This window comes from Arthrobacter sp. ISL-28, from assembly GCF_018613875.1.
Lineage (GTDB): Bacteria > Actinomycetota > Actinomycetes > Actinomycetales > Micrococcaceae > Arthrobacter.
In genome coordinates, this window is record NZ_JAGGPJ010000025.1 from 1 (window position 1) to 18861 (window position 18861).

The 18861-nt window shown below is 61.6% G+C and carries 15 protein-coding genes; 9 read left to right on the forward strand and 6 right to left on the reverse strand.

The window, feature by feature from the left end; all coding sequences use genetic code 11:
* Positions 1-698: 698 nt before the first annotated feature.
* Together J7E80_RS16795 and J7E80_RS16800 are read right to left on the reverse strand one after the other, a co-directional pair.
* Positions 699-1475, reverse strand: coding sequence for an enoyl-CoA hydratase-related protein (locus J7E80_RS16795; RefSeq protein WP_215053380.1), 777 nt, complete (start codon positions 1473-1475; stop codon positions 699-701).
* Between the two features lie 199 nt (positions 1476-1674).
* Positions 1675-2646 (reverse strand): IclR family transcriptional regulator, encoded by a 972-nt coding sequence (locus J7E80_RS16800; RefSeq protein ID WP_285291869.1) that lies wholly within the window; start codon positions 2644-2646, stop codon positions 1675-1677.
* 60 nt (positions 2647-2706) lie between these two features.
* Between J7E80_RS16800 and J7E80_RS16805 the strand changes: the two genes are divergently transcribed.
* The 9 genes from J7E80_RS16805 to J7E80_RS16845 are packed head-to-tail and all read left to right on the forward strand — an operon-like array spanning position 2707 to position 11572.
* Positions 2707-4029, forward strand: a complete 1323-nt coding sequence (locus J7E80_RS16805; RefSeq protein ID WP_215053382.1) for an SLC13 family permease — start codon at positions 2707-2709, stop codon at positions 4027-4029.
* Between the two features lie 2 nt (positions 4030-4031).
* Positions 4032-5243, forward strand: coding sequence for a CaiB/BaiF CoA-transferase family protein (locus J7E80_RS16810; RefSeq protein ID WP_215053383.1), 1212 nt, complete (start codon positions 4032-4034; stop codon positions 5241-5243).
* Positions 5240-6460 carry a CaiB/BaiF CoA-transferase family protein gene (locus tag J7E80_RS16815; RefSeq protein WP_215053384.1) on the forward strand — a complete coding sequence of 407 codons (1221 nt, stop codon included), beginning with the start codon at positions 5240-5242 and terminating at the stop codon, positions 6458-6460. Before J7E80_RS16810 ends, J7E80_RS16815 begins: the two co-directional genes overlap by 4 nt.
* Position 6461: 1 nt before the next feature.
* On the forward strand, positions 6462-7265 hold the full coding sequence (locus J7E80_RS16820; protein ID WP_215053385.1) for an enoyl-CoA hydratase/isomerase family protein: 804 nt from the start codon (positions 6462-6464) through the stop codon (positions 7263-7265).
* A gap of 30 nt (positions 7266-7295) precedes the next feature.
* Positions 7296-7724 (forward strand): Zn-ribbon domain-containing OB-fold protein, encoded by a 429-nt coding sequence (locus J7E80_RS16825; protein ID WP_251037007.1) that lies wholly within the window; start codon positions 7296-7298, stop codon positions 7722-7724.
* Positions 7721-8863 carry a thiolase family protein gene (locus J7E80_RS16830; RefSeq protein ID WP_215053386.1) on the forward strand — a complete coding sequence of 381 codons (1143 nt, stop codon included), beginning with the start codon at positions 7721-7723 and terminating at the stop codon, positions 8861-8863. Before J7E80_RS16825 ends, J7E80_RS16830 begins: the two co-directional genes overlap by 4 nt.
* 17 nt (positions 8864-8880) lie before the next feature.
* Complete coding sequence (locus J7E80_RS16835) at positions 8881-9543, forward strand: SDR family oxidoreductase (RefSeq protein WP_215053387.1); 663 nt, start codon at positions 8881-8883, stop codon at positions 9541-9543.
* 49 nt (positions 9544-9592) lie between these two features.
* Positions 9593-10351, forward strand: a complete 759-nt coding sequence (locus tag J7E80_RS16840) for an SDR family NAD(P)-dependent oxidoreductase (RefSeq protein ID WP_215053388.1) — start codon at positions 9593-9595, stop codon at positions 10349-10351.
* A gap of 57 nt (positions 10352-10408) precedes the next feature.
* A complete protein-coding gene (locus J7E80_RS16845; RefSeq protein ID WP_215053389.1) occupies positions 10409-11572 on the forward strand; it encodes a nitrate/nitrite transporter in 1164 nt (387 codons plus the stop codon).
* 286 nt (positions 11573-11858) lie between these two features.
* Here J7E80_RS16845 and J7E80_RS16850 read toward each other — a convergent pair whose 3' ends face one another.
* From J7E80_RS16850 to J7E80_RS16865, 4 genes are all read right to left on the reverse strand, one after another.
* Positions 11859-14012: a glycogen debranching N-terminal domain-containing protein gene (locus J7E80_RS16850; protein WP_215053390.1), complete on the reverse strand. Its 2154-nt coding sequence runs from the start codon at positions 14010-14012 to the stop codon at positions 11859-11861.
* A 611-nt stretch (positions 14013-14623) separates the two neighbouring features.
* Positions 14624-16048, reverse strand: coding sequence for a Re/Si-specific NAD(P)(+) transhydrogenase subunit beta (gene pntB / locus J7E80_RS16855; protein WP_215053391.1), 1425 nt, complete (start codon positions 16046-16048; stop codon positions 14624-14626).
* A 44-nt stretch (positions 16049-16092) separates the two neighbouring features.
* The gene (locus tag J7E80_RS16860) at positions 16093-17655 is read right to left on the reverse strand and encodes a Re/Si-specific NAD(P)(+) transhydrogenase subunit alpha (protein WP_215053392.1); all 1563 of its coding nucleotides are present in this window, start codon (positions 17653-17655) and stop codon (positions 16093-16095) included.
* A gap of 455 nt (positions 17656-18110) precedes the next feature.
* On the reverse strand, positions 18111-18416 hold the full coding sequence (locus J7E80_RS16865) for a hypothetical protein (protein WP_215053393.1): 306 nt from the start codon (positions 18414-18416) through the stop codon (positions 18111-18113).
* Positions 18417-18861 lie beyond the last annotated feature (445 nt).

Sequence of the window (18861 nt, forward strand, 5' to 3'; positions counted from 1 at the left end):
TTCAGATGAACTTCGTCGTTCGTCATGCCCGCAGGCCAGGTCCGAAGTGCATTTCGCAGCTACGAATATTAGTTTCGTCACTTTTGCTTTCGGTGTCAATGGTCGGTCCTTGCCGGACGCCGGAGAAGAACCCAGAGAACTGCGGCCGGAGTGCGCCCCAGGCGCGATTCCCATAGGAGGCGCCACTCGAGCAGTCTTCGTAATTCCGGCTTGTGATTCGGATCGGGGAACTCGAGGGACTACTCCAGCTCTTGTTGCAGTGTGGTTTGTTTCCGTCGGACGCCCGCAGCCCGGCTTCCCTGGCGATTTTCCGGTCCCTGAGGACACCTTTGCACTGGGTGCACTTCGAGCCGCCCGCCGTCGCGAGTCCCAGAAGGCGGTAACGGTTGCCGTGGATATACCTGCGTGCCCCCTCCACGCTCTGCCCGTTGCAGCAGCGGCAACGACTACTAGACGCAGACCCCATAGGGCCATTCAGGCTGGACGTGGAGGATCGGTATCGAGATCCGCCGGCGGTGACGCCCAGCACAGCCCCTGGCTGAGTGCGGACCCCACCGTGTCTCAACGGTGGCACGCGAGTCGGGACAACGAAGATTTCCCAGTGACGGGCGCCTTCTGCTGCCATCGTGATCTCGGCTATCCCTGCATGAGAGCACAGTCCAGCCGAACCATTCCGGTCAACTGTGGTGATAGCAGAATCAAAGAAAGTTTGGTCGACGCTTCGCCAGGAATGCTTGCACACCTTCCTTATAATCACTCGTCCCGAAGGATGAGTTGCGAGTGTCGCGCGTTTCGTCGTCATCATGGGTTTGGCCGCGGGTAACGCGGCGGATCATTTCCTTGCCCATGCGAACGCTGAACTGTGCGCGCCTGCTGATGGTTTCAGCAAATCCGTAGGTGGACTTCTCCAGTTCTCCCGGGCTCTTCACCTCGTCGAATAGGCCAAGGGACCACGCCAGTTCTGAGGAAATCTGATTACCCGATAGGAGGATCCATTTTGCGCGGGCGGGACCACCGAGATCGACGATCCGCTTGGGGGATTCAAGACTGTAGACAAGCCCCAGCTTGGCGGGCGTGATTGCAAATTGAGCTGTGGAGTCGGCGAACCGCATGTCACAGGCGGGGGCGAGGCCGGCACCACCGCCAATGCAATACCCGTGGATCATGGCAATGGTCGGCTTTCCCAAAGTTTCCAGGGAACGCTCCACCGTGGCGACACGGTCGTTGTATTTTCGTGCGCTCACCGCGTTCCCGCGCACACGTTCGAATTCGCTGATGTCGGCACCGGAGGCAAAGGCCCTTTGACCGGCCCCGCGCAGGATAATCACTTTAACCGAGCTGTCTGCGTCCAACGCGGCAACTATTCCGGGCAGCTCGCCGTACATCTCCACGGTGAGGGCGTCATGGCGCTCAGGGCGGTTCAGAACGACGGTCGCTATGGATTGCTGCTGCTCAACCAGGATTTCGTCGGACATGTGCTCCTCTTCCCGCGTTGGGCGGCACAAACGACCGACCCGTGTCCGCTATGTTCCATGTGATTGAGAGGCACACCCGTGTGCTGAAACCGCCCTCCACAGGGTTCGCACGCCAACGCACTCAGTGGTCAGGGGCGGAAGGCTCAGGGAGCATCCTCTGCAGAATCACCGGTAGTTCAATGGGCGTCGGCAAACCGGTCTAAGCGAGACGGTTTTCTTCCAGTGCGATGGCCTCCGTTAGGGGTTGGGCAGGGATGGCATCTTCCGGTGCCCCGAGCTGTCGCGATATCAGCGCTCCTGTCCGAGACATCGCGGCCAGGACCTGGGGGAGGCGGTCAGAGCCCAGCCTTCCGCGGGGGGCCGAGATGTGAACGGCGGCCCCAACACTTCCAGCGGCATCGAAAATCGGCGTGGCCAAGCCAACAATACCTTCAACGCTTTCGCCGTCGCTGACGCTGTACCCTCTGGTGCGAATGGCCGCCAACTCCTCCCGCAGTGCAACACGATTTGTGACAGTCCGGGGAGTGAACTGCTCCAGCGCGGGTGATTTAAGTACCCGGGCTTCGAGCTCTGGGGTGTAGGCCGTAATGAGCTTTCCGACGCTGGAGCCGTGCAACGGGCGCGGCCCGCCAAGCTTCATGACTACCGACAGGGTTTGCCCGGCCTCGTATCGATCGGCATAGATCACGGAGTTACCGCTGCGCAGCGCAAGGTAAGTATTTTCGTTCAGCTCTTCGCATAAATCCATCAGGTACGGACGGCTGACTTGGCGAAGATCTACGGAGTCGACAATGGAAAGGGCCAGCACGAGAGAGCGCGGGCCCAGCAGATAAGTCCGCTGATCGGCCAGACGTACGGCATCTATTTCAATCAACGCCTGAAGCATGTCATGGGCACTGCTCATGGGAAGGTCGAGATCCTGGCAGATGCGTTTCAGAGGCGACCCCTCTTGGTGATGTCCCAGATACTCAAGGATCTTCAGGGCTCGTTCCAAGCGTGCTGAATTCAGCCTACTCACGTCCTCTCGTCTTGTCCGTGCAACTCTTTGGGTTCCAGTCTGCCACCGAATCGAGTTGCGGGGACAGGCTTCGAGTCTACGAATTTTGTCCCGTTTGCGCGCCTTGACACGGGGGCTGGATCGAGCGTAGTTTCGAGATACCGAAGCTGACATCGTAAGTGCGAAGTTTCGGGAGTCGTCACAGAGTAGTGGCGCCTAGTCAAGGAGGACTTAATGTCCCTGCATCTCATTTCGATCGGCGTTCTCGCGGCGATCTTCCTCCTCGGAACCCTCAGGAAGGTCAACCTCGGCGCCCTCGCCCTGGTCGCAGCCTTCATTGTCGGGACCTTGGTATTTAGCCAGAGCATTTCGGATGTACTCAAGGGCTTTCCTGCCAACCTGTTCGTTATCCTGGTTGGGGTCACTTACCTGTTCGCTATTGCAAAGAACAACGGCACAGTGGATTGGCTGGTCCAAGGGTCGATTCGCGCGGTTCGCGGACATATTGCGGCCATTCCCTGGGTGATGTTCGTTCTGAGCGGTGTACTGGTGGCCCTTGGCGCGCTCAGTCCTGCAGCTGTTGCCATCATCGCCCCCATCGGCATGGCATTCGCCGCCCGTTACCGGATCAACCCCCTGATGATGGGGCTGATGGTGGTGCACGGTTCCGCTGCCGGAAACTTCTCACCACTGGGCGTTCTTGGCGTAATAACCAACGACATCGTTGAACGCAGCGGCATTCCTGCCAGCCCGACCCTGCTGTTTCTGAGCAACGCCGTCTTTAACCTGGCCCTTGCAGTTGGCGTCTATGTTGTCCTCGGCGGATTAACCCTGATCAGGGAAAAACGGCGAGCCGGCGACGACGACGAGAGCGGAACTGCAAGCGGTTCACCAGCTGCCGAAAGAGGAACGGCTGTAGGCGTTGTCACCCGGACCCTTCCGGCAACGGAGATCCTGACACTCAACCGGGACCGCACCATCACGGTTCTGGGACTGGTGGGCCTGGTCGTGGGGGCGCTGATCTTCAACCTTGATATCGGCCTCATGGCGATGTCGGTCGCGGTCCTGCTGTCAGTGCTGTCCCCCGAAAGCGCCAAGAATGTTCTGAGCCAGGTCAGCTGGGGGGTGGTGCTGCTGATCTGCGGCATCGTCACCTACGTCGGGCTGCTCCAAGCGGTTGGCACCGTTGATTTCATCAGCGACTCCATCGCCGGCATCTCATCACCCCTTCTTGCGGCCCTCATCATCTGCTTCGTCGGAGCAATCGTTTCCGCCTTCGCCTCCACGACCGGAATCCTGGGTGCGCTGATACCGCTCGCCATTCCCCTGCTCCTCTCAAGCAATGTCGGCGCCATCGGAGTCATCGCCGCACTCGCCATTTCCGCCTCGGTCGTAGACTCCAGCCCCTTCTCAACCAACGGCGCCCTCGTGGTCGCCAATGCACCCGCCAAGAAACAGGATGCTGTTTACCGTCAGCTGATGATCTGGGGGTTCGGGCTGGTAGTCATGGCTCCTCTCGTTAGCTGGGCCGTTCTGATATGGACGGGATGGTGGTGACAATGATTCTCACACCCGCCCCTGACGGACCGCTTGAAGGCATACGCGTCATCGACCTCACCACACGGCTTGGCGCCTACACCGGCCGGCTGCTCAGTGACCTCGGCGCAGAAGTGATCCGCGTCGAACCTCGGGAAGGCGCGCCGGAGCGGAACAACGCACCCAGGATGGAAGACGGAATCAGCTTCAGCTTCGCTTTCACCGAAGCCGGCAAACAAAGCCTGATTGCCGACTCATCGGACGCCGATTACGCGGTGCAGCTCGAACATCTCCTCGACACCGCCCAGATGCTGCTGACCAGTGAAGGCCCTGCCCTCCTTCGTGCCAGGGATCTGCACCCGGAAGATGTGACCGACAGGCACCCCGGGCTCGTTCATGTCTCGATTAGCCCGTTCGGCCTCACCGGGCAATACGCTGACCGGCCTGCAAGCGACCTGACCCTGCTCGCCGCAGGTGGCCTGCTCGGACTGGCCGGAGACCCGGATCGTGAACCCCTGCGGGCCTGGGGCAACCAGACTTCGGTGATCGCCGGAGTCCACGCCGCCGCGGCGGCCCTCATCGCACTCCTGTCCCTCGAATCGACCGGCCGCGGGCAATTTGTGGATCTTTCGGTACAGGAAGCTGTAGCCCATTCACTGGAAAACGCCGTTCAATACTTGGATTTGGAGGGCGTGGTACGCAAACGCGTCGGTGCCGGCCCCGCAGAAGCAGGCACCGGGCTCTTTCAATGCGCTGACGGCTGGGTGTATCTGGTCGGGGGCCTCGGCGGGCGCCCGCTGGCATGGGAATCCATCATCGAGTGGCTTACCGCTCAGGGGGTTAACGAAGCACGAACCCTCGATGCCGATAAGTGGCAAGAAAGGACCTGGCGGCGAAGCCTCGAAGGCAGTACGGCGTTCCGGCAAATCTTTGAAAAATTCGCACGCACACGGACCAAGCAGGAACTGTACGAATCGGGTCAGGGCCGGGGCATCAGCATCGCCCCGGTGGCCATGCCAGAAGACCTGATCAACGACCCCCAGCTCGTTGCCCGCGACTTCTTCCGCACTATCGACGTCGGCGGTAATCCGCTGCGCTTCCCCGGCCCCCCATACCGGTTCGCCAACGCCTACGTCGGACCCCGGTCGGGGCCACCCGCGCTGGGCAGCGCGACCGAAAGCCTCGCGGACGTCGATGCAGCGGCCGATCTAGGGTACGAAAGGACACCAGCATGAGCACCGGACTCCCCCTCGAGGGCATCAGGGTCGCCGACTTTACTTGGGTCGGCGCAGGCCCGTTCCTTACCAAACCGTTGGCGGACCATGGGGCTGACGTCATTAAAATTGAGTCCAAGACAAGAACGGACCCCATCCGCTCCATGGCGCCTTTCCGGGACGGGCAGTCGGGCATCAACCGCAGCGGGTACTTCGCCAATCGAAACTCGAGCAAACGCTCCATATGCCTGGATCTCAAGCATCCGGACGGGAAACGGCTGGCCCTCGAGCTGATCGCCAAGTCCGATGTCGTCGCCAATAATTACACGCCCGGAACCATGGAAAGGCTCGGCCTTGGCTATGAGGCGGTCCGACGACTCCGCCCGGACATCATCTACCTCGACATGCCAATGCAGGGCAACAGCGGCCCGCACTGCGACTACCGGGGCTACGGCCTGACCATCGCTGCCGCCAGCGGATTGTTCGGCCTCTCCGGGTACCCGGACCGGCTCCCCGTGGGGACCGGCACGAACTATCCCGACCACGTTCCCAACCCCCTCCACGGTGCCATCGCGGTGCTCGCAGCCCTGAGGAACCGGCGCCGAACCGGACAGGGGGAACATATCGAACTCGCCCAGCTCGAATCCACCGTCAACACAATCGGCCCCGCGCTGCTGGCAGCCTCGGCGGGACAGCAGACCGAGCGCGCGGCCAATGACGACCCCGTTGCTGCACCGCACGGCGTATACCGATGCGCGGGCGAAGACAAATGGTGCGCCATCGCAGTCTTCACTGACGCGCAGTGGGACGCATTGACCTTAGCTCTGGGAGCACCCGCATGGGCGAGCCGTCCAGATCTGGCCAGCCCGGAAGGCCGCCGAAACGCCCGCCGGGAGCTGGATGTTCTGATGAACTCCGCAACACAGACCTGGGATGCCGACCGGCTGGCTGCCACCCTAACCACAGAAGGCGTTCCGGCTTCCGCCGTACTGGACGCCGACGCTCTACTGAACCACGACCCGCAACTCCGCGACCGCAATCACTGGATCCGACTGGATCATCCGGTCATGGGACCAAGCATCTATGACGGCATTCCCTACCAGCTCTCCAGAACCCCCGGGCGGCTCCGCGGCCCCGCTCCTCTCCTTGGTGCTGACACCCGGGAGGTGTGCCAGGACCTCCTCGGAATGGACCCGGAAACATTTGATTCACTGAACCAGCAAGGAGTCGTTGGCTGACATGACGATCGAGACAGAACGCCAAGGAAAGACCTTTATCATCCGGATCAACCGGCCCGAAGCACTAAATGCACTGGATGTGGACTCCATGCGTGCATTCAACCAGGAACTGCGCCAGTTCCGTGATGACCCCGACCTGATGGTTGCCGTGATCACGGGAACAGGTGAGCGGGCATTCTGCACAGGAGCAGACCTCAAGCGCACATTGCCCCCGGAAACATCATTCGCTGAAGCCTACTTCCACTCCTATGAACGCAGCGTCAATGAAGGCCTCTACGTCCGGGCCATCACAATCAGCGAACTGGAGATCAACAAACCCCTGATCGCCGCGGTCAACGGCCACGCTCTGGGCGGCGGCACGGAGATCGCGCTGGACTGTGACCTACGGATCGCCAGCGACAACGCGACCTTCGGACTACCTGAACCTCGCTGGGCCAGCGTCCCGGCCGTAGGGGGCGTATCGAAATTGCTGCGGGCCGTACCACGGGCTGTCGCCATGAAAATGATCCTCACAGGTGACCGCATAGACGCCGCCGAAGCGCACCGCATCGGGCTGGTCAGTGACGTCGTCCCGGCTGAGAAGCTACTGGATCATGCACTGGAGATCGCCGACCGTATCGCCGCAAACGGCCCCTTGGCCATCAAGAGCATCAAAACTCTCGCGATGCGAACCGAAGATCTGTCACTGAGCAAGTCAGTGGAATTAGAACAGCTGCTGTGGGGCCTGCTGAGGGACACCAAAGACCGGGTGGAAGGCCGAACGGCCTTCGCCGAACGGCGCGCACCGCAATACCAGGGCCGCTAGAGACTACGAAACCGGGAGAAGGAAGACATTTTGAACACGCATACATCGCCCGCCCCGACCTTGGTCGGAGGGGAGTGGATCCATCAGGACGGCGATCACACAGCCCTGATGATTACCAAATGCCACAACTGTGGCAGCACCTGGTTCCCGCCCAGGGAAATCTGCTCAAAGTGCGCATCCGGAAACGTCGAACAGGCACTCACCGGCAGCCGCGGCACCGCCTACGCGTCAACCGTCGTACGCATCGGCCCTGCTGCATTCAAGCCACCATACGTTCTGGCATACGTGGACCTCGACGGAGCCCGCCTCCTCGCCCACGTCGAAACCGACGAAGCACTCGCTCCCAATACGCCAGTGGAGTTGAAGGTGGGAGCCATAGGTGAGGACGATACCGGCCCCCTGTCCTCATACCTGGTCGCCGAAGTCAGTGAAGCCCCCACGTCCGGAGACGCGCTATGAGGCCGGTCTATGTGGCAGGGGCCGCGGTTCACCCCTTCGGCAAGCACCTGGGCGTCAATGCCGCAGAGCTCGGCTTCCGAGCTGTCCAAGAACTCCTCGCGAGCACCGGAATAAGCCCCGAACAGGTCGATGCCGGGTACGGCGGGTCCACGTACGGCGGTTCGCTTCTCGCCCAGCGGGTCCTCCAGCGCGTCGGGGTGTCCGGCCCCCCTGTCTACACAGTGGAAAACGCCTGCGCCAGCGGTGCCTCTGCCGTTCACCTCGCATGGCAGGCCATCGCCGGCGGATTCGCCGACTGCGTGATCGCTTTCGGAACCGAAAACCTCTCCGGGTTTGGAGGTGGAACTCTTCCCCTGACGACCAATGACATCGAAATCTCCCAGGGCATGGTGATGACAGCCGCTTACGCCATGCGTGCCCAGCGCTACCTACACGACTTCGGGGCGACAGTTGATGACTTGAGCCGGGTATCGGTGAAGAACCGCGGCAACGGGGCACTAAACCCGCGTGCCCACTTCCAAAAGGCAATCAGCGCGGAGGACGTAGAAGACTCACGCCCCGTGGCCGACCCATTGCGGCTCTTGCATTGCTGCCCCAACAGCGACGGGGCGGCCGCGGTCCTGCTGTGCTCGGAGGCATTCGCCAAAGAGCTGGCCACGCCGAGCATCCGTATGCGGGCCAGCGTGGTGCGCTCAGGGGACTTCCACACCTCTTATCGGGACATGACCTGGCCGGATATCACCGCCCGAGCGGCGAAAGCGGCCTATGAGATGGCCGACATAAAACCCAGCGACCTGGATCTCGTGGAACTCCATGACGCCTTCAGCGTGGCCGAGTTCCTGCACACCGAGGCGCTTGGCATCGCCGAGCGGGGGCAGGCATACAAAGCGACAGCAAGAGGAGAATTCGACCGGGACGGGCGGGTAGCCATCAGCCCCAGCGGCGGCCTGCTATCCCGTGGACATCCCGTAGGCGCCACCGGCGTTACCCAGATTTGCGAATCCTACTGGCAACTGACCGGTGAAGCGGGCGACCTGCAGGTACCGGGGGCAGAGGTTGCCCTCACCCATGTGACCGGCGGCGGGATCTTCGGTGTAGACAACGGCGCCTGCTCAATACACATCCTGACAACAACCTGAACAAGGACTAGGGACCAATGACTGACACACAACTGCGATACCCGAGGCTGGCAGTGCTCGCTTCCCCGGGAACCGCAACTTCAAAGGCCGTGGCTGACAGATTGCAATCGACCGGGTGGGTGGTAAAGACCATCAGCGAAGCTCCTGCTCCAGAGGAAATCGACGCCCTCCTGGCTGGGCAAGAAACCATAGACGGACTGATTTATGAACCAGGACTACTGGACGGGAGCACCGCTATCAGCGCGGGAAGCGTTGTGGACAGCATGCTCAAGCTGGTCAATCAGTTGCGCCCTCATCTCCGCCCGCGAGCGGACGGCGGGGCAAGGATCCTGACCATCAGCAGTCGCGACGGCCTTGGCTGGCCGAACCGTCCGCACATTGCCGCTGCGGCAGGAGCACTCGTCGCTGTCTCCCGGAGTCTCGCTCTCCAGCTAGGTCCAGATGGCGTCACGGTGAACGTGGTGGCCGCCCTTCCTCCCCTGGGCAGCGTTCTTCGGGACGCCGGCCGACCCGCCGGAACACACCTGCGCGAACCGGAGCCCCTAACCCCAGCCCCCGTCACAGCAGAAGATATCGCAAGCACCAGCGAATTCTTCCTCGACACCAGGAGCGGTTACATCACCGGCCAGGTGATGTACTGCTGCGGCGGCGCGAGTCTGCTGTCGAGCCTCTCCGTCTGACCAGCATGGAAAAAGAACAGAACCTCATTATCGACAAAGGACAATTCTCATGGGACTAAACGAAAAGGTAGCCGTCATCACCGGGGCCGCCAGCGGCATCGGTCTCGCAGTCGCCGAAGACTTCGCGGCCAGCGGAGCCAAAGTTGTCATCGCCGATATTGCAGGCGACCGCGCAGCAGAGGCAGCCGAGCGGATTAGGAGCAACGGCGGCACAGCAATTGGCCTGGCCGTGGACGTCACCGACCGTGAAGGGGTGCAAGTTCTCTTCGAACAGACGGAAGCGAAATTGGGTCCGGTGGACATTCTGGTGAACAACGCCGGGATCAGCGTCGACCGCGGTGTGCGCCGAATAACTGACGAAGAATGGCAGCGCACCATTGCAATTAACCAAACGGGCGTCTTTCTCTGCTCCCAGGCCGCCGCCAAGAGCATGATCGGCCGCAGGACCGGACGGATTATCAACATTTCATCACGCGCTTGGCTCGGGTGGTTCGGACAGCTCGCTTATGCATCGTCAAAGGGCGGGGTTGTGTCAGCTACCAGATCTTTGGCGATCGAACTAGCCAAGTACGGGATTACGGTGAACTGTCTGGCGCCCGGACTGATTGATACACCCCTGCTGCGCCGGGAGCCGCAAGAGGTCATGGATCGGCTCCTCCAAGCCCAACCCATGGGATCCCTCGGCGCAGCCAGCGATGTGGCATGGGCGGCGCGGTTTTTCGCTGATCCGGCGAACCATGCCGTCACCGGTCAAATCCTCTACGTTTGCGGCGGAAAGAGTCTCTACGCGCAGCCAGCCAGTAGTTAGCGGGTCACTGCGATGAACGCCATACCGCTCAGACGCCCTGGCCGTCGTGCCACGACAATGGCCAGTTCCACGACCGTAGCGGCAGTCCTTCCAGTTTTCCTCGTCGGAGGACTAGGCGTGCAATTGGAGCAGGACCTGGGCATGACCCCCGAGGTTCTGGGAGCCACCGTCGCTTCCTACTGGGGAATATCGGCCCTCCTATCTACGACAGGCGGACAAGTTGCTCAGCGACTCGGCTTTAGAAAGGGGATGCTGCTTTCCGCAACCCTGGGCATGACATCGCTCCTGGGCATTGCCATCCTGACCCCTCACTGGTCATGGCTATTCCTGTGGATGGGAATCGCGGGGGCCTCCACGGCACTGGCACACCCGGTTTCAAATAGCCTCATCATCCACGAGGTTGCGTCAAAGAACCGAGCCTTTGCCTTTGGCCTCAAACAGGTTGCGATACCAGCAGCAACACTTGCTGCTGGTATCGCAGTACCAACTCTGGCGATAACCCTCGGGTGGAGGTGGGCGTTCGGTGTTGCAGCTGTGTTCGCAGCTCTTTTTCTCCCGGTACTCCTTCGCGTCGTACCTCGGATCCAGGCAGTAACTGCCCGGCGGCCACGGCTCGGGTCAATGAGAACAAAACTGCCCCGGCCCCTGAGGTTATTCCTGTTAACCACAGCGATAGCAGCAGGTTTAGGCTCTGCCCAAGCGACTGCGTTAGGCGCCTTTACCGTCGTTTCCGCCTCCAGCGCTGGCTTTGATATCTCGACCGCAGGGCTTCTCCTGGGAATAGGCAGCACGGCCGGATGCCTTGTACGCCCGTTGGCAGGGTTTGCGGCAGACAGGGGAATCGGCGGATCCATGGCAACCGTTGCCTCCATGCTGGCAGTCGGGTTCGCTGGCCTACTCGCCATGGCCTGGGGCAACAAAGCGGTCTTCGCCGTCGGATGTGCCTTGGCTTTCGGCTTCGGATGGGGCTGGAACGGCCTGGTCCATTTCGTCGTCTCTCGGAGGTCACATCCGTTCACTGCCCGCGCCACCGGAATAGCACAATGCGGAACCTACATCGGCGGAACTGTAGGCCCATTCGCATTCGGGCTTGTCTTTTCCAACTACGGGTCAATTACAGCCTGGGTTGCGGCGGCTGCAGTGGCCGGTATCGGAGCCATCGCAGCTCTCCTCGCCTACCGATTCGAAAGGCTCCTGCCGGACAACGCGGGATCGAACTGAGGAACCAAGACGGCAGGGCACGGACGGTCGGCCCAAGCCTATCTGGGACAACTCGATCTCCATTCCGCACCATGGAGCCCCGGCAACAGTATGACGTGGCCAAGGTTCCTGCACGAACAGCCCATGCGGTCTTCCTGACCGTTCCGCGCGCGCACTCATTAAAGGTAAATTCGCTAGCCGAGCATTAGTGTCGCGGTCGCGCTCTTCAGCAGCGCGGCCATGACGTGAAGTCGAATTCGGACCCCGATTGAAAATAGAAGACCATGCGGACTAGTCGCTGGCAATGCTACGTCTTCGGGTACAGTTTGGCTTGCTTCACGAGTTCGGCCAGCCACGGTCGGTGCCCGTGATGGAACACCATGCCTTGGGGCAGACCCTGGACAGATGCGGTGGACTTGGAAATGTCAATCGTGATTCGGCGCCCTGCAATGGGCGCGTTGGTAATGTGCAGATCGCCATACGACTCCGGGAGTACTGGATCCATCCATAGGCCACCGCGTGAAACATGGGCGTCATAGCGCATCAGGCTCGTGAGCAAGTGGATGGGTGTGGTCGCTGCCCAGGCTTGGGGTGAGCATGCCGTCGGATACGGGACGGGTTCGGCGAACTCGTCCCGACTGAAGCCGCAGAACAGCTCCGGCAGCCGTCCCTCGGAGTATTCGGCAGCTTCCAGCAGGGCCGTGGAGATCCGCTGCGCTTCGGCGACAAAGCCGTAGCGCAGCAGGCCGGTCGCTATTAGCGCGTTGTCGTGTGGCCAGACAGATCCGTTGTGGTAGCTCACCGGGTTGTAGGCACCCATGTCGCTGGCCAAGGTCCGCACACCCCATCCGCTGAACATTTCCCGGGACATTAGGCGTTCGGCTACTTGTGGCGCCTTGTCGTCGTCTACGATGCCATGCCACAGGCAGTGGCCCATGTTGGACGCGCACGCGTCCACCTGCCGCTTCCTGCCGTCGAGGGCGACCGCGTAATACCCGCGTTCGGGCATCCAGAACTGCTCGTTGAACTGTTTCTTCAACTGCGCCGCCCGGTCTGCAAGCTCTTCCGCCAAGGCCGCGTCGCCGGCGTCGTACGCCATCCAGGCGCGAGACAGATACGCGGTGTAGACATAACCCTGCACCTCGCAAAGCGCGATCGGTGGCTCGGCCAGGCGGCCATCGGCGAAGTTGATGCCGTCCCAAGAGTCTTTCCAGCCCTGGTTGATCAGCCCACGGTCGTTGAGGCGCTCATATTCGACGAACCCGTCGCCGTCTTTGTCGCCGTAGTCACGGATCCAGTCCAGGGCGCGGTCTGCATTGGGCAGGAGGGCTGCAATGGTATCGGCTGCGAACCCCCAGCGGCTAACTGATCCGAGCAGCATCACGAACAGCGGGGTGGCGTCGACGCTGCCGTAGTACATGGACTTGCCGCCCAAGGCCTGCCCGCTGGAGACGTCGAGCCTGACCTCGTGCAGGATCTTTCCCGGTTCCTCCTCGCTCATTGGATCCACGGCGCTGCCTTGGCCGTCTGCCAGAGTTCGCAGCGTCCCCAATGCCAGCGTTGCGTCGACCGGCAGAACCATGAAGGAAGACAGTAACGAGTCCCGCCCAAATAGTGCCATGAACCATGGTGCCCCGGCGGCCACCACGACGCGGTCCTGATGGTTCGGATCTTCAATGCGAAGGGCGCCTAGATCGTCATAGCTGCGCCGGAGGGTGCGTTCAATCGACCGGTTGCCCATGCGGAGCACCGGAATCTTTGCCACCCATTCCTGCCGGCGTCGGTCACTCGGAGAGAGTTCGCCGGCGCCCGCATGAACACGCCCCGCGCGGCTGATTCCGTCAAGAAGGGGCACCACGCGAAGCAGCGTGGTCCATTGGCCATGGGGTGCGATAACCGTGTGGTAGGTCACGGCCCCGGCAGTTACATCGGCGCCCCCGGCCTCGACTATGACTCCCCTCCGAACATCCTGCCAGATGGCGCTGATAGTCAATGAAGCACCATCCGCCTGGCGCGATTCCTCCCAGCGCCGCCGTATCCTTGCCTCTTTTACCTCGAAAAGATCCGCGAAATCTGCCTCGACCGTCAGGGATATCAGGCATTCAACCGGCTGCAGGGAGTAGTTCAGAACGGAAATCTGTTCCTGAATGCCGACACCCACTTCCCGCAACCGCTTCACGATCACCGGGCTGTCCGCCGACCCGGCAAGCCCGGCAACACGGCCGGCAAACAACGCCCGGTACGGCTCCTTCGTCTCCGCTGCCAGTGACTCAAGCGGCTGGCCGTTGATGGTGAGCGTCAAGCCGGACAGGATGCGTGTGTCCTGAAAGAAAACGCCGTGCGGAAATTCGGGATGAATATCCCCGTTTGGCAACGAAATACAGAAGGACGTGCCCTCCACCAAAGTGACCGTCCCCGGACCTAAGGGCCCGGCCGCCGTATCCGCATTCCATCCAGCCATCCTTGGCTCCTCGACGAAATTACCCGAGACAAAAGGGCTAGATCTTAGGCCCAACGCCGCAGGCCGCAGCCTTCATCGTTTCCTCAGACGGTACGCCGGTCTCCTCCCTAGCGCCAGAAGATTTCTTGGGTCACTACGAGGGCATGGCCCACGGTCTGGAAGTACGGTACCCCTTGGAACTTGCTGTTACTTCTCGTCCACGATGTGTGCCTGGGGGCGGTTCAAACCCCGCCCGGGTCTGGCAGTTCGTTGAAATATTCGGCTGGCAGGGGATCGAGGATAGGAAAGTCAGGGCCAAAGGAGATCTGGACCGGCCCAGGCTGTAGCGCAGGATGAGATCGTTCTTGTTTGCCACAAAGTCGGGATCCCATAGCGCAGGCTTGGGCTTCACGGCCTAGTCTGACGTCGGCGAGGGCGATGTAGAAGTTGGGTTTTTGGTCCACGGCCCATTGCTCAGAATGCGCCATCCCTGCCTTCGATGGGCCGGCGTGTTGCCTCTGTTTGCCGAATATCTGGTGCCCAGGTCTGCGGCGTTGAGATGGGTGCCTTTGAAATGTCCCCCTCGATGCGTCTCGGCCTGGCCGCCGAAACGTCTCAGGAGACCATCGCTGTTAGAACGCGCGGAGAATATCCTCGACCTGTTGTTTAGCATCTCCGAAGAGCATCTGAGAGTTCTCTCGGAAGAACAGCGGGTTCTGCACGCCCGCGTAACCGGCGGCCATGGATCTCTTGAACACGATGACGTTTTCTGCCTCCCACACCCTGAGCACGGGCATGCCAGCGATGGGGCTACCGGGGTCCTCGGCCGCAGCGGGGTTGACGGTGTCATTGGCCCCGATGACGAGGACGACCGAGGTACCGCCAAGGTCCTCGTTGATTTCGTCCATCTCCAGCACAATGTCGTAGGGAACTTTTGCTTCGGCGAGGAGCACGTTCATATGACCAGGTAATCGGCCGGCAACGGGGTGAATGCCGAACCGCACCTCCACGCCCCGCTCCTTTAGTTTGTGGGCGAGTTCGGCCACGGGGTATTGGGCCTGGGCGACTGCCATCCCGTAGCCGGGGGTGATGACGACGCTGGACGCATTGGATAGCAATTCGGCGGTTGCTTGGGCCGTAATTTCCCGGTGCTCGCCGTAGTCGGCGTCCCCTTCGGCGGGGGCGGCGATGCCGAACCCGCCGGCGATGACGGAGATGAAGGACCGGTTCATGGCCTTGCACATGATGTATGACAGGTAGGCGCCGGATGAGCCGACCAGGGCACCGGTGATGATGAGAAGGTCGTTGTTCAGCAGGAAGCCTGCTGCTGCCGCGGCCCAGCCGGAGTAGCTGTTGAGCATGGAGACAACGACGGGCATATCGCCGCCGCCGATGGAGGCCACGAGGTGCCAGCCCAGTCCTAGGGCAAGCAGGGTCACGACGACGAGGAGCCACAGCTGTGAGTCGTTGACGTACCAGGCGGTCAGGGCAGCAAAGGCGGCGAGGGCGCCGAGATTGACGGCGTTCTTTCCGGGCAGCATCAGCGGTGAGGACTTCATCCGGGCCGAGAGTTTCAGGAACGCCACAATCGAGCCGGTGAGGGTCACAGCTCCGATGAACACGCCGATGAACACCTCGGCGTGGTGGACGGCCATTAAGTCCTCAGCCAGGGCGGGGGCCTGAAGGTGCCCGTTCCAGCCGACGAGCACGGCGGTGAGCCCCACGAAGCTGTGCAGCAGGGCGATCAGCTCCGGCATGCCGGTCATTTCCACCACACGGGCACGCCAGAGCCCTATGGCGCCGCCGACCAGCACCGCTATGACGAGCAGGACCAGCCCAGTGAGCGCTGCTCCTGTCGCCCCGGCACCCTGAAGGGTCAGCCAGATTGTGGCCGTGAAGGCAATGGCCATGCCCGAGATGCCGTAGATGACGCCCGTGCGGGCCTTCTCATGCCTGCTTAGGCCGGCGAGGCTGAGGATAAACAGCAGGGCCGCGATAATGTAGGCCGCACCGGCGATGGACTCTGCGGTCAACGGACCGGAGACGGTATCAGACACGGTAAGGCTCCTGGCTAAAGTTTGCGTTGTTTCGTGTACGGCGGTCATCCGTCTGCCCTGTTTCCGCGGGAGAACATCGCGAGCATGCGCCGGGTGACGGCGAAGCCACCGAAAATGTTGATGCTGGCCAGCAGGACAGCAACAGCGGCCATGATCTGCATGAAGGTGTTCCCCGACGTGATCTGCAGCAGCGCGCCGACTACGATGATCCCGGAGATGGCGTTAGTGACTGACATCAGCGGCGTATGCAGGGCATGATGTACCTTTCCGATGACATAGAAACCAATAACGATGGACAGCAACAGCACCGTGAAATGCTGCGGCAACGGGGCCGGGGCCACAGCGTTGATCCCGAAGAGCATCGCCATGCCCGCGGCAATGAGCCCGGCCTTACCAGCCGGGCTCAGGCCCGTCTTCTTCGCCGTGTCGGCAGCAGACCCTCCGGCATGTGGAGCTTGAGCCTGGGCGGGGGGCGCGGCGGAGACCTGCACCGGTGGCGGAGGCCAGGTCTTCTCGCCGTTCCGCACCACCGTCACCGACCGCTGAACGACGTCCTCGAAGTCGATCCTTAGCTGGCCGTCCTTCTCCTTCGTGAGTAGCTTGAGTAAGTTCAGCAGGTTAGTTCCGTACAGCTGGGACGCCTGGGCCGGCAGCCGGGCCGGGAGATCGGTATAGCCCAGGATCACCACACCGTTATCCGTCACCACACGTTCTCCGGCAACTGAGCCTTCCACGTTCCCGCCTTGGCCGGCAGCCATGTCAACGATCACGCTGCCCGGCCTCATCTCGGCAACATCCTCGGCCGTGAGCAGCTTCGGCGCGGGACGCCCCGGAATGAGGGCCGTGGTGATGATGATGTCCACGTCCCGGGCCTGTTCGGAGTAAATCTCTGCCGCGCGCCGGTTGTACGCCTCGGACGTGGCTTTGGCATACCCGTCCGCGGACGTCATGACCTCCTCGACCTCAACCTTGAGGTAGACCCCGCCGATGGACTTCACCTGATCGGCCACCTCGGGCCGGGGGTCCGTCGCGCGTACGATCGCGCCGAGGCTGCTCGCCGCGCCGATCGCTGCCAAACCGGCGACTCCGGCTCCCGCGACCAGGACCTTCGCCGGTGGAACCTTACCCGCCGCAGTTATCTGCCCGGTGAAGAACCGGCCAAATTCGTGTGTGGCCTCGATGACAGCCCGGTACCCGGCAATGTTCGCCATCGAACTGAGCACATCCATCGCCTGCGCCCGCGAGATCCGCGGCACGGCATCCAACGCCAGCGCCGTGATCGGACGCGCCGCCAGCGCCTCCACCAGCTCAGGGCGCAGCGCCGGACTCAGCATTCCAATCAGCGTGGCCCCGTCGGTCAATCGTCCGATTTCTTCCTCAGTAGGAGGATTGATCCTCAGCACGATGTCACTTCCCCACGCCTCGTCGGCGCCGACAATCGTTGCACCTGCCGCGGCATACGCGTTGTCAAGGAACGACGATAATTCCCCCGCACCCTTCTCGACCACGATGTTATAGCCCAACTCGGCCAGTTGCCTGACCGTGACGGGCGTGGCCGCCACCCTTGTCTCGCGGCCGAACTCGCCCACAATCCCTATACGTGTCACTTTTGCTCTCTCCTTCATGTGACCTGCCCGGCAGGAATTCGCCCGGGCAAGACCGGCGTCTTGTTCATTTCCGCGATTGGCCTGTCAGCAAGACACCGACGGCTCCCGCTGTCTCTTCCACCCGGTCACACTCCGGGAAAGCTCAGCCCCAGGCGACAAGGTGGTTGTCCACTCGTGCCCAGCTATGCCTCTTCCGTCGAAGACGTGCGCGCACAGGAAGTCCCTGGGAGGCTTCTTATAGGGGGCGAAGGCCTTCTGGGGGTTGACGGGCTGTGTAGAACGACACCCGCAACAACCTTCTCCAGACGGCCATCTGCTTCTGAAGTCCAGGACTAAGCAGCTCTGCGAAGCGGGCCCGCATTTCGTCCAAGGTCGGGCCACATTAGAAAAACCTGTGTGAGGACCTTCCGCATCCGGCTCATTGATATGCATTCATTCACGCGGCTAAGCCCTCTTCAATGTGTGAACCGGTTCTTGCCGGTGCCAGCCTGGATTTGGCTACACCTTTCGTTACCGGGCCTACCCTCCATGCGCTCTTGAGCTTCGGCTCTCTGGATGAACACCAGGGGAACCCTCACCTCGAAACCTCGGGCCTTGTCCCACAATCGTCGATGATTGTTCGCATCCGCTGCGCTCCAGACGATGGATGAGTCCTTAGTTGCTGCGTCGATGACGCAACGTCTCACCAGGCTCCCGCCGCGCCAGATCTCGACCTCTAACCCTTCGAGGGTGCTCCAGTCATCAAATTTAAAGAAATCCATCGATTTACTCCAAAGATCGCAATGGGTTTGAGGTGTGAAACCCGTCAATACATCGCATGCTGGCGTCGTTACGGGGCTCGCCGCCGCATCTCACCTATAAGAACTGCGGACGCCTTTTCCGAGGCCTGAACTCCTCGCCCGGTCCTGACGCCACCTCCCGCGTGCGGCGTCAGGACGGCAAAACGGATCCTCAACAGGATCGACGCGAAGACTTGGCCTCCAAAGGGCCAAAGCCGCCTACGAAGGCTTCGGCCGGCGGCTTCGAGATCAGTGACCTCCTCTGCGGTGATCAGCTGTGCCGGGAAAGGAAACAAGACCTGAAAAGCGCCCTCCTCCCCGCCTCGGGCGCCCCTGAGACTCCCGCGATCCAGCTCTGCTCCTCAGCGGAAACGGGTCGCAGAAAAGGCGAATACGCTCAGGCTCGTAGATACTGACCGGAGGCTGG